Source organism: Mogibacterium diversum, assembly GCF_002998925.1.
GTDB classification, from domain to species: Bacteria; Bacillota; Clostridia; order Peptostreptococcales; family Anaerovoracaceae; genus Mogibacterium; species Mogibacterium diversum.
The window spans coordinates 191315-204117 of sequence record NZ_CP027228.1 but is presented as its reverse complement, the minus strand read 5'-3'; the positions used below and the strand labels follow the sequence as shown (position 1 = coordinate 204117).

General features: G+C 42.4%; 12 protein-coding genes. 1 reads left to right on the top strand and 11 read right to left on the bottom strand.

Going from position 1 to position 12803, the window contains the following annotated elements; genetic code table 11:
• Nucleotides 1–9 precede the first annotated feature (9 nt).
• Nucleotides 10–228 (bottom strand): cation transporter, encoded by a 219-nt coding sequence (locus C5Q96_RS00930; RefSeq protein WP_106056339.1) that lies wholly within the window; start codon nt 226–228, stop codon nt 10–12.
• A gap of 93 nt (nt 229–321) precedes the next feature.
• Complete coding sequence (locus C5Q96_RS00925; protein ID WP_106056337.1) at nt 322–684, bottom strand: ArsR/SmtB family transcription factor; 363 nt, start codon at nt 682–684, stop codon at nt 322–324.
• 191 nt (nt 685–875) lie between these two features.
• Between C5Q96_RS00925 and mnmA the strand changes: the two genes are divergently transcribed.
• On the top strand, nt 876–1943 hold the full coding sequence (mnmA, locus tag C5Q96_RS00920) for a tRNA 2-thiouridine(34) synthase MnmA (RefSeq protein WP_106056335.1): 1068 nt from the start codon (nt 876–878) through the stop codon (nt 1941–1943).
• A gap of 94 nt (nt 1944–2037) precedes the next feature.
• On the opposite strand, the gene C5Q96_RS00915 is transcribed toward mnmA, so the two are convergent.
• The 9 genes from C5Q96_RS00915 to C5Q96_RS00875 form a co-directional block, all read right to left on the bottom strand.
• On the bottom strand, nt 2038–4230 hold the full coding sequence (locus C5Q96_RS00915) for an InlB B-repeat-containing protein (RefSeq protein ID WP_106056333.1): 2193 nt from the start codon (nt 4228–4230) through the stop codon (nt 2038–2040).
• Between the two features lie 160 nt (nt 4231–4390).
• Nucleotides 4391–4918, bottom strand: a complete 528-nt coding sequence (locus C5Q96_RS00910) for an HD domain-containing protein (RefSeq protein WP_158696643.1) — start codon at nt 4916–4918, stop codon at nt 4391–4393.
• 1 nt (nt 4919) lies between these two features.
• The gene (locus C5Q96_RS00905) at nt 4920–5759 is read right to left on the bottom strand and encodes a class II fructose-bisphosphate aldolase (protein WP_106056329.1); all 840 of its coding nucleotides are present in this window, start codon (nt 5757–5759) and stop codon (nt 4920–4922) included.
• Nucleotides 5760–5885: 126 nt separating this feature from the next.
• A complete protein-coding gene (locus C5Q96_RS00900; RefSeq protein ID WP_106056326.1) occupies nt 5886–7298 on the bottom strand; it encodes a GntP family permease in 1413 nt (470 codons plus the stop codon).
• Nucleotides 7299–7325: 27 nt separating this feature from the next.
• Nucleotides 7326–8324 carry a 4-hydroxythreonine-4-phosphate dehydrogenase PdxA gene (pdxA, locus tag C5Q96_RS00895; RefSeq protein WP_106056324.1) on the bottom strand — a complete coding sequence of 333 codons (999 nt, stop codon included), beginning with the start codon at nt 8322–8324 and terminating at the stop codon, nt 7326–7328.
• Nucleotides 8325–8351: 27 nt separating this feature from the next.
• Nucleotides 8352–9656, bottom strand: a complete 1305-nt coding sequence (locus C5Q96_RS00890; RefSeq protein ID WP_106056322.1) for a four-carbon acid sugar kinase family protein — start codon at nt 9654–9656, stop codon at nt 8352–8354.
• Nucleotides 9657–9666: 10 nt separating this feature from the next.
• The gene (locus C5Q96_RS00885) at nt 9667–11094 is read right to left on the bottom strand and encodes a four-carbon acid sugar kinase family protein (protein ID WP_106056320.1); all 1428 of its coding nucleotides are present in this window, start codon (nt 11092–11094) and stop codon (nt 9667–9669) included.
• A 1-nt stretch (nt 11095) separates the two neighbouring features.
• Nucleotides 11096–11986, bottom strand: coding sequence for an NAD(P)-binding domain-containing protein (locus C5Q96_RS00880; RefSeq protein WP_106056318.1), 891 nt, complete (start codon nt 11984–11986; stop codon nt 11096–11098).
• A gap of 16 nt (nt 11987–12002) precedes the next feature.
• Complete coding sequence (locus C5Q96_RS00875) at nt 12003–12497, bottom strand: hypothetical protein (RefSeq protein ID WP_106056316.1); 495 nt, start codon at nt 12495–12497, stop codon at nt 12003–12005.
• Between the last annotated feature and the right edge of the window lie 306 nt (nt 12498–12803).

The following is a 12803-nucleotide window of genomic DNA, read 5'->3' as shown; positions in this document are numbered from 1 at the left end:
ATCTAAATACTACTTTATCTCTACAGTAAAATCAGGCTCAATCTTCTTACCTGTCATAATAGCTGTTTCAAGGATTTCATCGAATCGATCGTCATCAGCAACAAGAGTGAATTTCTGAGCCATAAAATTAACCCTTGCTTCCTCCACTCCGTCTAGCTTATTTATCGCATCCTCTATCTTTGCAGCACAGTTTGCACAATCAATCTCACACTTGAATTTCTTTTTCATCTCTTACTCCTTTTCTGCCTAATGCGTTTCTTAAATCTTAAAATCTTGTGCTCTTATTAAATTACATTAAGAGCATAATGTCTCTCTCCTAGATTATCTCTCTTCGATATGTTCCTTACCGACAGCGATAATAATTCTCACATGCTCATCTGAAAGCTCATATATGATTTGTTTACCTGCCCTTGAAAACTTAACTAGTTTAGCTTGTTTAAGGATCTTAAGCTGGTGAGAAATAGCCGACTGTGTCATGCCCAATGCTTCCGCCAAGTCGCATACACACATCTTCTCTTCGAATAGTGCAAATAATATCTTCATCCTGGTAGAGTCACCAAACACCTTGAATAGCTCGGATAGATCAAAAATCTCTTCCTCTTCAGGCATCGCTCCGACAACTCTTTCTACAGTGCTTCCATGCACTTCGTTAACCTCGCAGTGAGGTGCTAAATCTTTTTCCATATAATCTCCTACTTTAGAAAACACAATCATATGCGTTCATATGAGCACTTGTTCATATGTTCATTTATAATATACTCTCCTGCTTTTAAGGTGTCAACATGTCTTTGATTAAATTCATGTACTATATCTAATACTACGAAAAGCAATAGTTATGCTATAATCAGTTATCCAATGGAAATAGGAGACTAGAAATGAAAAAGAAAGTTCTCGTCGCCATGAGCGGCGGAGTAGATAGCAGTGTGGCAGCTCTTCTTGTAAAGGAAGCTGGTCATGATGCAACAGGGGTAACGATGAGGCTGTATGATAATGATACAATCGGCAGCGATGCTAAAACATGCTGCAGCCTTGAAAATATAAATGATGCAAAGAGTGTCGCTAATAGCCTAGGTATTCCTTTTGAGGTCTGCGATTTTAGACCAGAGTTCGAGGAAAAGGTTATAAGTAAATTTATAAGCGCTTATGAGCACGGCATAACACCGAATCCATGTGTAGATTGCAATAGGACTCTAAAGTTTGATGAGCTCTTTAGAGCTGGTAAGGAATTAGGTCAGGATTACATAGCCACCGGCCATTACGTCATTGTAGAGCATGGAGAAGATGGAAGATACAAGCTTAAGAAAGCTGTCGATTTGTCTAAAGATCAGAGTTATGTGCTCTATTCTTTAAGTCAGGAGCAGTTATCACACACTATGTTCCCTCTCGGTTCAATGCATAAATCAGAAACTAGAACAATTGCTGAAGCTCATGGATTCATAAGCGCAAAACGCAAGGAGTCTCAAGATATTTGCTTTATTCCAGATGGTGACTACGCGTCATTTATAGAAAGATACACAGGAAAAAAGATAGCTTCTGGCAATTTCGTAGACATGGATGGCAATGTACTAGGCATCCACAGGGGGATAATCCATTATACAGTCGGTCAGCGCAAGGGACTTGGACTCGCACTTAAGCACCCGATGTATGTACAATATATCGATGTGGATAACAACGAGGTAGTGCTCGGTTCAAACGAAGATCTATTCAAAAGAGAGCTGACTGCACATAATTTCAACTGGGTTTCAATCGCCTGCCCAGATGCGCCTTTCAGAGCTAAAGCGCGAATTAGATATAAGCACAAAGAGGCACCAGCCACCATTACGCCTCTAAGCGAAACTGAAGTTAAAATAGTATTCGATGAACCTCAGCGCGCCATAACAAAAGGGCAGTCAGTCGTTGTATACGATGGCGACTATGTCGTAGGTGGCGGAAAAATTGTCTAGCATATCACTCATGCTATATTAAAGAAAAATAAACTCATAAGATAAGCAGGAGCCGATTGGCTCCTGCTTGACTTTATTAGAAGCAGCATCGCTGTTATTGTGCGCTCCTCTTTCTACGGTATAATGCAAATATCAATCCCATAACAGATGATGCTAGTAGCACCATGCTTAGACCAATGCTATTATCATCCCCTGTCTTCGGTGCATCACTAACTCTATTTACTCTATGTACAGTTCTAGGCTTTGCGGTATATACGAACTCGATTACGTTTTCCGAGTCATCATTCGAAAGAGTGATATTCTTACTCGAGAAGTCCACAGCGTAGCCCGGAATATTTAACGCTTCCTTGTAGAGCACATCGTACAAATTATCAGTTCCTCTAATGCTTCTCGCCAAGGTTCTTCCCATCGCATCGACATATCTAACTTCCCAATTTGCTGGTTTACGCGACGACCATTTTGCATAGATAATAGTATCGCTTGCGATTGCTTCATTAACATCAAAAGGAACTGTGAAAGCTGCATCCTTATACCATCCGTCGAACCAATATCCATTCTTGGAAGGAATCATAGGCAAATCTCTATAAACGCTTCCCATCTTAGGGATGTCAATCGTTGACGGAAGTTCAGAAACTGCACCGTTGCTAACTACAGTGACCTTTACATGAGGCTCCTCCCACTTTGCGTAAAGGAAATAGTCTTGAGTACCAATCTTTGCATCATCTGTCAGCTTCGTACTATCCTTGAAGCTCGCATCCGTGTACCATCCTGCAAATACATAGTGTGCTGGAACCGATGCTGGCCTAATAGGATTATCTAGAGAAGACTTCGCTAGAGAAGAGAGCGGAGCCCCACTGTACATCGTCACCGATGCATTATCTGCATTTATAAAGCGAAGCTGGTACTGCACCCTTTCCGCATATGCATGCAGATATTCCACACCATCACCGTCATAGTCGTTTACTAGCTGGTTATTTCTTAGTATATATATACGGCTATTTGAGGTGTACGGATTCAAGGCTGGGTTCGCAGCACTAACATCTGTAGTGAAATCATTTTCGCCATTTGTCCAGTAGTAGAATATGTACTTATAAGCTAGTCCAGATGTGAAATACGTATAGAAATTTGAATATCTCTCTGTATTCTTTTGACTCTTAGTGCTGGACATATCCTTTGTCCATGTTCCATCAACATTCTGGTTGTGGATGATGACATAGATTGCCTTCTGAACTACCACCGCTGTTCTTCTAGCATGAAATTCCGCATTATAAGGACCTGTCATAAAATTTGGAGCAACTGAAAAAGAACTCTTCTCCGTAGTATAACTATCCGGATCATCTCTCGTAGTCCACCTTAACTCTGGCTCAAGGGAGAATATGCCATTTGTAGAGTGGCCATATATACCCTTAAAATCTTCTCTCTTCTCTTCAGCACCTGTAGTTAAGTTGTAATATACTTTCGTAAAAGTCATCACAGGGCGATCGTAATATACATTTACAACAGTCTTACCATCTGCTCCCACTACCTTGCCTGCGTTTTCAGCATCTGTCTTAGCCTGATTGTATTTTACGTATGTATTCTCACGAGTCTCACCATTGTAAACCACTGGTGTATTAACATTCTGAGTCTTAGTTTCATGATCAAAAAGCGTATATGTCTTCTGATCATCCGGTGTATTAACTTCATCCGTGTTGTTCTGGTACCAATAATTTATAACGTACTCTGCCTGCGCTGGAACGTCATACTCCGCATATACGGTAACATCCTTTGCAGGTTGTGTACTCGGAGTCCATGTCTTCCATACACCATTATCGTCTTTATATGTCCAGCGGACAAAGTTCTTTCCAGGTATAACCGGACTTGGCGGAGCAGTCTGTACTGCACCGTACACATACGTCTTATAGAAATCCTTCGATGTGTCCCCAGTTTTAAAATATGTTGTATAGGATCTTCTAGCATAATAAACGGAAACCGTAATATCTCCACTAGGAGCAATCTTTACCTGCTCTGGGACTAAAGCCTGAAATCCGCTGTATGAGCGGTTTGCAGATGCATTAGTCCTTTCTCCTACATTCCCAGTAAGTCTCTCGTATTCAGCCATTGACTCATCACTATAGCTTCCATTAAGGCCCTGCCTGATATGACGAACCTTATATGTCCTCGAAGCCGGAGCTATCTGAGTCGTAGTAGTTGATTCTGCAAACGCTGAAAGTGGCATAACGGTAATGATCATGCTGCACATCAAAGCCAGCGAAAGCAGGATGCTTCTACATCTCTTCTTGTTCATATTCCCTCCCTCATTAATAAAAATACAGATGAGATAAGCATACTCCGAAGTATTCAAATGCGCATCTGTATACACGCTATACGATCACTAGATTATACTAATTTTACAATTGACTATTCAAGTAAATAAACTGCATAAAATTAAATATTTTACACCATATCTATTTAACATCTTTATGGCACAGTTCGTCGAGTGTGATCCCAAGGACTTCCTCTAGTTCATCTATTATCCCCTGCGTATGAGCTTTCGCTTTCAGGATTCGCTCAGTTCGCGCTGGCGTCTTTCCTGGCTTATCTATTAAGTACTGCATCCTCTCGTCGAGTCCGACATAGCAATCCTCCTTGACCAGGCGGTCCGCAAGGCAGAGTATATCTATCTCCTTAAACCTATCCGCATGATTAAATGGATGATAAGTCATATGGCGTCTCACAAGCTCGGCCTCATGTGGAAGATTCATATTCATCAATACTTCGGCTCCAAGCTTATCGTGATCTTTTTCTGTTCTTAACACGTCGTGAACCAATGCCGCACCTCGTAGTTCATCCACATTGATCTGTATTCCCTTATCCTTAAGGCGTTCAGCGATAACCACAGCGACCCTTGCAACCTCGTCGCAGTGACGCTGTACATGCTTCGGCGTATTATATTTAGCGAATAATTCCTGCTGTTTTTCCTTATCAATATACATATTATTCAATCCCTGTAAACACTTTGATATGTCTAAGTGCATTCTCATACATTCCCTGTGTCATCGCAGTATTTAGGCCGAAGTAGTCATGCTTTCCTTCGCTTGCAAGGTAATTAGCTGCGAATCCTGTAACATTTTTAAAGCTAGCGGTCCCAATATTAATCTTGGCAATCCCTAGCGATACGGCCTTCCTAAAATCATCATCTGTAAGACCTGAACCACCATGGAGCACCAATGGTTTTCCCGCCTTATGATTTATCTCTTCGAGTATATCAAATGCAAGCTCTGGAGCCACAGGATAATCACCGTGAGCATTACCAATTGCAACAGCAAGCGCAGAAACACCAGTCTTCTCACAGAAATCGTGTGCCAAATCAGGATTTGTACACTTAATACCGTGGTCACTTAGACCATCCTCGCTACCTCCAACTAGTCCGAGTTCACCTTCAACTGACGCACCATACTTACTTGCAAGTTCATATGCCCTACGGGTTCCAATTATATTATCTTCGTATGGATTAGTCGAACCGTCGTACATTACCGACGTAAATCCAAGTTCTAGCGCCTCCTCTATCACATAAAAACTGCTGCTGTGATCCATATTAACAGCCACATCAACTTTAGCAGCCTTAGCTGCATTCACCATCGCTGGTCCTATGTACTCGAGCGGAGAATACTTAAGCAGCCTTTCGGCAATCTGAATGATTATCGGCTTATCAAGTTCCTCTGCCGCTCTAATTGCACCGCGAATCATCTCTAGGTTGCCTACATTAAATGCAGGAATACAGCTTCCCTCTGCCCATGCACGCTGAACAAGCATATCCATAGTTACCAAACTCATATCTTATACCCCTTTACCTGTTTCGAAACAGCTTCATCTAGACTAAATAACACAGGCACCGAATGATACGGTGCCTGCAATCTAATTTATTCTATTGTATATCCTCATCCTCTTATATGCAACGAATTACATAAAGAAGCTGAGTGCGATTACTTCAACAACACCAACTGCCCATGCAATTGTCGATGTTATTGACCAAACCTGAAGCTGCTCCTTGGCCTCTGAAACTCCTAGTGTCCTGTTAACTACCCAGAAATAGCTGTCGTTGAAGTAGCCGAAGAATAATGATCCCACGCAGCATGCGATTGCTCCGAGCATTGGGTTAACACCTGCCGCTAGTAGGATTGGTGCAGAAATGCTCGCAGCTGTCGTCATAGCAACAGTACCAGATCCCTGAATGAAACGCATTGCTGTCGAAATAACGAGTGGCAGGATGATCATAGGAACTGCAGCCTTTGCAAGTCCATCTGCCATGTATGTACCAAGTCCAGAATCTTTGATGATCTGACCAAGAGCACCGCCGCCGCCAGTTACCAGCATGATAATACCAGCGCTTGCCATACCTCTCTCCATAGCAGCTAGAAGCTCCTCTCTGCTGAAAGGTCTGCCTAGCGTAAATATAGCAACGATTAGTCCAAGCCCAACCGCAACGATTGGCTGTCCAAGGAAGATAAGAACCTTCATAATGCCATCTGTCTTGCCCATAGCAGTTGCAACTGTATTGATAAGTATGAGCACTATAGGGAGAAGCAGTGGAGCAAATGATTCAAATGTTCCAGGAACACCGGACATGTCCATGTTAAATGCCGCCTCATAGTCTGGCTCCTGATATTCAGCCTTTTCTATAACTCCGTCTTCCTTAACTAGCCTATAGAACTTCTTTGATAGAACTTTTCGAGAGTATGCGATACAAGCAAATGTCATTGGAACCGCAAGAACCAATGTCATTAGTATGAACTTGCCAACATCTATACCAAAGATACCTGCAACACCAAGAGGCCCTGGTGTAGGTGGTACAAGCGAGTGAGTTATTACAAGGCCAGATGCTAGAGCAACTCCAAGTCCAATTACAGACTTTTTAGTTGACTCTGATAGAGCCTTTGCGATAGGTGCAAGTACGATGAATCCTGAGTCGCAGAAAATTGGAATCGATACGAAGAATCCAGTTAGCGCAAGCGCCTCCTCCTCTCTTCCCTTTCCGAACAGTCTTAGGAACGAATAAGCCATTCGCTTCGCTGCTCCAGAGACTTCAAAAATCTCTCCCATCATAACTCCAAAACCGATGATGATTCCGATGTTACCTAGGGTCCCTCCGAATCCAGTTGTGATGGAATTTACAATACCAAACGGCTTCTCGATGCCATCGACTTTAATCATCTCGGTAGCTAGAGGCATCCCTCCGATTATTCCGACGATAACTGTGGTGACAATAAGTGCCAAGAAAGCCTGCACCTTGGTTTTGAGCACGAGGATAATAAGTATTGCAATACCAATTAGAAGTGCAATCAGCATCCTCTGCCCGTCTAGGCCATTAATCATAATAGTCCTCCTTAAGAAAATAATATATTACTGCTTAAAGAATGGTGCGTATTTTGCAGCCAATCTAATAGCCTCTTCCATGCTGACAGCACCTGCAATGCCTTTGCCAGCAATATCGAATGCCGTACCATGGTCTACGGATGTACGTAGAATTGGCATTCCGTTAGTGATAGAAATCGTTCTGTCAAAGTCCAGTGTTTTAGTAGCGATATGCCCCTGATCATGATATAGGGATAGGACGCTGTTAAATCTGCCTTGAGCAGCCTGATGGAATACAGAATCAGCAGGAACCGGTCCTGCAACATTAAATCCTCTCTCCTTTAATTCCTCAACAGCTGGAGCAATTTCCTTGACCTCTTCCCATCCAAAGAGCCCGTGCTCACCAGAATGAGGGTTAAGACCTGCAACAGCCATCGTACCCTCCTTAACACCGAGCCTTCTCAGCGCATCTGTACATCTCTCTACATAATCTATAATTCTATCCTTCTTGATATCATCGAGCATGTCTCTTAGAGACTTATGTCTTGTGAGGAAGAACACCCTTAACCCGTTTGTCTCGAACATTGTAAGCGGATCCGCTGTGCCTGTTAAGGCGCCAAAGATCTCCGTATGCCCAATAAAGTCAACTTCTGCAGCATGTAGCGATTCCTTATTGATAGGAGTCGTCGCAACCGCATCAGCCTGCTTATCCATAGTAATCTCGATACTTTTCTTGATGTAGTCAAATGCAGCCTGTCCGCACATAGCATTTATCTTGCCATATTCGAACCTGCTCATATCGATATTATCTAGGTCAATCATGTTGAGAACGCCGTAAGAATAATCTCCATCTGCAGGACTGTCAACTACATTAACCTTGAGGTCAGCCCCAACGATCTCAATGGCCTTTTCCATGACCTTCTTGTCTCCAATTACGATGCATCTAGCTACATCATATGTTGCTTTGTCAGCGATGGACTTTGCAACAATCTCTGGACCGATTCCAGCTGGATCACCCATCGTAACCGCAATAATTGGCTTTTCCATATACATATTTCCTTTCTTAGATATTATTTAAATGTACAGCTTCTCCTTAAGATACGTTATACATAAGTTGATTGCATCAGGTCCGCCTTGACTTCCACCCTTCGTAATCAGGTGAACCCCGTCGAATTCTCCACCGAGGAATTTGCCATAAGCTGCAAGAGGCAGAACTTCATCACGTAGTCTAAGACCCGCAGTATTGAACCTATCACAGACAGAAACTGTAATATCTCCTCCACTTGTATACATGGCTCTAAAAGATGACTCTTTCTTAAATACCTCATAAGCGATTTCTGCAAAAGAATCGTTTATTATGCAAGACACTTCATCCATCGAGCATTGGAGTAAATCCATATAAGGTCTGAAATCTATGCGATTTTCGGGATAAATTCCATCTCCAACGACTGTCGTCACCTGCCTCTTGTTACAGCCGATAAGGACTTCTTTGATTACTCTTTCAATCTCGTGCTTTCGAGCAGCCTCACTTTCGAGCAACCTTTTGGTAACGACCATGACTCTATGCGTACGCTGAGCAAGCCATAAATTTTCCATCTGAACCTTGGCATTTGGATTTACACTTCCTACAACCGCAAGTATTCTGCTGTCCACCTGTTGATCCTTAGGTACGATTAGCTTTCTAGCAAGTGTCGTTGTAAACACTCCAGGATCAACTGCCACTATCTTCTTCTTGCTGGTTATACAGGCATCTGCGATCAAATCGAGATCCTCTTGGCTTATACAGTCAAAACAGATTATCCGGTTCCCCTGCTCTACATTTGAATTTATTATATCTGCAAGATAATGCTTGCCGTGCATGAGCTCCTTTAGCCTAACTGAAACCACGCCATACTTGCTCTGCTGCCGGAATAGCTCGGCTACCTCAGATATTTTTACAGGCGTCTTTGGGTCGATAGCGATATTGGTTTTATGTAGTGGTACCCCATCTACAAGCATATACCCACCGCAGACAATACGACCAGTAGCGGGGAAGCACGGTGCACAAATCGCTATATAGTCCTCTCCGAGATAATCCAGCATCGCATCCGTTTCACTTCCAAGATTACCTCTTAGTGTACTATCTATTCTGTGTGAATACAGAGTCGTTCCTTCGGTAGCTAGTGCTGCACATGCCTCATACACCTTGTCATATGCCACTTCAGATGTAAGTCCTCTGCTGTTAGTAGGATAAATCACACAATCGCATTCAGCGAGCTGAGATGGTTCTATAGCGGCTAGGTTGATCACGGTATGCGCTTTGTATTTCATCTTTTTAAGCAATACTCCAGTCGCATTACCACCTGTAAGATCATCAGCAATTACTACGCATTCTGACATTTTTGTCTCCTTATCTCTTGTTCATCAGCTCTTCTACAGCTTCTCTTAGAGTAGTCGCCTCACCGACATTACCCGGGAAGATAACGTATGGGGTATTAGGGAACTTGCTCTCGCTTCCGGTCTGCCATACTGGGATTCCAGGTTTAATCTGCCCTAGAACGGTGGCTCTCTTGACCTTTAAAGCCTTTACACCAACATCGCTCGAAGTTATTCCACCTTTGGCAACTACGAAACTAGGCGTAACTGCGAGTCTTCCCACTAGCGACTGTACCGCATCGGAAATTCTAACAGAAAGTCTGAGTTCATCTTCCTTATCGCCAGTGTTAGCGACAACTAGTGATCTTGAAGTATAACAGCAAACTGTCTTCCCAGACTTAATATACTCCCCTTCAAGTGCTAAGCATCTGCCTACTTCATTAGCAAATTCTTCTTCGTCCCTGACGAGATTTGCATCGAGTTCGATAAACTCTATGTCCGCAATTTCCTTGAGACACTCTAACTGAGAGGTTGTCTTTGCTGTGTGAGAACCAACGACAATGATGCCACCATTTTCGCTCTCATTAACTATCATATCCGAACGGGTTAATAACGGCATATCAGACACCCCACCCATCACCTTTACAAGCGCGGCAGCTGTTCTAAACATGAACATCTTGCCAGCATTCATTGCCCTAAACAGGGCAACGGAAAACACCTTGATGTCAGAGTAATCAATAGCATTAACGATTATTTTATTGAAATTCTTAGCTGACATCAGCTGCGACTCAATCTTGTCAAAATCCATACTGCGAATATCTTCAAGCGAAATGCTGATTACGTCCTTTGCCTTATATTCACCTGCAGTCTTCTCTTCAACATAATCTGGAAGATTCTCTGCCGTATATCCAAATGTTTTATCCTTAGCGAATTCAGTTTCATGCGCGGGAACAAGCTCATCACCATACTTTACATAATGTACATTCCCTATCGTATATCTTCCACCCTCTTTGAAGAATGGGCACAAAATCTCACCATCTAGTTTCACACCTGTATTTCGTTCATAGCATTCCTTAAGTAGCCTCGTCTCCAGAGGATAATGACCGCGCAGAGTGCTGTCGCTTCGGCTTATAAATATATAATCCCTTGATGCTTCCTTAGCCGCCCGATCAACAGCATCAGCAATCTCAAGATGAGCTACCTTCGTCTGTGCCTCAGTAAAGCCTCTAGAATTGGTGAGTATATAGAATAGGTTGTTCTCTTCTGCAAAAGCTTCCCTTAGGCTATCAGCATCCCATCCAGTATATACAGATATGTCGTGAACGGTCTGCACACCCGTTGGGTCATCGTCGAGAACAACTATCTTTTTATTATTATTCTTAATCTCTTGAGCCAGTAGTTCATCTACTGTTTTTTCATCTATTGATCTGTATGACCTTAGAACGTCAGCGCTGATTGACATCTTAGTTCTCCTTCTTCTCAACCTTGCAGTCTGCAAGAGCTTCAAAATACTGAACGATTCCCGCATGGTCGTCACCTAGATGACCGTGAACCTTGAGAGTCTGCATTATCTCATATAGCTGTGCGCTGTATGGAATCGGTGCATCAATCGAATGTGCTGTCTTAACCACATTAGTTATATCCTTATGGTTGACCTTTATAGTTCCTCCAGGTACGAAGTTTCTATCAATCATCATAGGGGCTTTTGCATCCAGCACGGCACTGCCTGCAAGTCCAGAGCGAATCGCCTTGTATACCTTCTCTGGATCAGCTCCAGCTTTCGATGCAAATACGAGTGCCTCAGATACGATTGCGATGTTGTTGTTTACAATTATCTGATTGGCAAGCTTCGTAACACTGCCGCTACCACTTGGACCTGTCAAAATCATAGAAGAAGCATATGCATCCATGTATTTCTCAGCTGTATCAAATGCTTCCTGGTCTCCACCAACCATTATCGCTAAAGAGCCAGCGATTGCTCCAGGCTCTCCGCCAGAAACTGGTGCATCTAGGAAACTGATGCCTCTCTCCTTAAGCTCGTAGTAGCATTCGTTTGATTCAACAGGTGTTACCGAGCTGTGGTCGATTATGATGCTTCCTTTCTTCATCGAACTAGCGATTCCACCTTCATCGAAGATTACAGACTTAACTATATCTGCATTTGGCAAAATCATCATAACGATGTCACACTGTGAACCGATTTCGCTGTAGCTACCAGTACCTGCGCCCATGCCAACTAGCTCGCTGACGAGCTCCTGATTTAAATCAGTAACCATCACGTCATGACCTGCATTTACAAGGTGTTTTGCCATAGGACGTCCCATGATCCCGAGACCAATAAATCCGATTTTCATATCATTCTTCCTTTCATTATCTGGCAAATTTGCTTTTAACTATTCTATACGCGTCATCGAAGTCTGACTGATTACCATCACCAGTTACAGTTCTAGCGATTCTGTGTCTACTTCCAACATTATCAGTCAAGAACAACGCCTTCTCTTTACCTTCTGCAACACCGACCTCGAACTTAGCCATCCCGTCAAATGCATATATCTTTAGCGAAGGTCTTACGACTATAGCGTATCCTTCTGTAATCATCAGACCCAGACCGTAGAACTTAATAGCTCTTTCTAGCTCAGCACGAAAGGCGTTCATATCTCTTATCTTGCTCAGTTCCTTTTCACGGTCATGCCGCTTAGCAGTAGCTACGTATAATAGCAATATTCCAGCGGCGATAAAAACATATGCCATATTCGTCTTAATTGACACTAGCATCAGAACTCCAACAGCGAGCATAGTAACTGCTATGACATAGTTAGTTTTTATCTTCACGTTATCATTATCTAAAATGTTAAAATCATCCATTTTCATGATCCCATTACATAATCCCAATAAAAAACGCACTCACCCATAAACGGAAACAGATACAATCCCTCCGCTCATAGTGATGCGCTACGTTGACTTAATAGATTGAAAATTTCCCCTATATTAATAATCTCTAAAAGCCCTATTCAATTATAACAAATATCAATAACAAATTCTATCGAATACCTGTGTTAGTTTTACTGAATTTAAATAAAATTTTTGTTTTTGAACATAAATAAAATTGAATTATTGCAATTTGTCCGCTGATAATAAATAATAGAATTATCAAGAGAATTTGATTGGAAT

What these genes read in the sequence shown, in the direction of transcription:
- C5Q96_RS00890 (WP_106056322.1), bottom strand. Translation starts at nt 9,656, where the DNA reads ATGTCAGAATGCGTAGTAATTGCTGATGATCTTACAGGTGGTAATGCG.
- C5Q96_RS00915 (WP_106056333.1), bottom strand. Translation starts at nt 4,230, where the DNA reads ATGAACAAGAAGAGATGTAGAAGCATCCTGCTTTCGCTGGCTTTGATG.
- C5Q96_RS00910 (WP_158696643.1), bottom strand. Translation starts at nt 4,918, where the DNA reads ATGTATATTGATAAGGAAAAACAGCAGGAATTATTCGCTAAATATAAT.
- C5Q96_RS00880 (WP_106056318.1), bottom strand. Translation starts at nt 11,986, where the DNA reads ATGAAAATCGGATTTATTGGTCTCGGGATCATGGGACGTCCTATGGCA.
- C5Q96_RS00930 (WP_106056339.1), bottom strand. Translation starts at nt 228, where the DNA reads ATGAAAAAGAAATTCAAGTGTGAGATTGATTGTGCAAACTGTGCTGCA.
- mnmA (WP_106056335.1), top strand. Translation starts at nt 876, where the DNA reads ATGAAAAAGAAAGTTCTCGTCGCCATGAGCGGCGGAGTAGATAGCAGT.
- C5Q96_RS00925 (WP_106056337.1), bottom strand. Translation starts at nt 684, where the DNA reads ATGGAAAAAGATTTAGCACCTCACTGCGAGGTTAACGAAGTGCATGGA.
- C5Q96_RS00905 (WP_106056329.1), bottom strand. Translation starts at nt 5,759, where the DNA reads ATGAGTTTGGTAACTATGGATATGCTTGTTCAGCGTGCATGGGCAGAG.
- C5Q96_RS00885 (WP_106056320.1), bottom strand. Translation starts at nt 11,094, where the DNA reads ATGTCAATCAGCGCTGACGTTCTAAGGTCATACAGATCAATAGATGAA.
- pdxA (WP_106056324.1), bottom strand. Translation starts at nt 8,324, where the DNA reads ATGGAAAAGCCAATTATTGCGGTTACGATGGGTGATCCAGCTGGAATC.
- C5Q96_RS00875 (WP_106056316.1), bottom strand. Translation starts at nt 12,497, where the DNA reads ATGGATGATTTTAACATTTTAGATAATGATAACGTGAAGATAAAAACT.
- C5Q96_RS00900 (WP_106056326.1), bottom strand. Translation starts at nt 7,298, where the DNA reads ATGATTAATGGCCTAGACGGGCAGAGGATGCTGATTGCACTTCTAATT.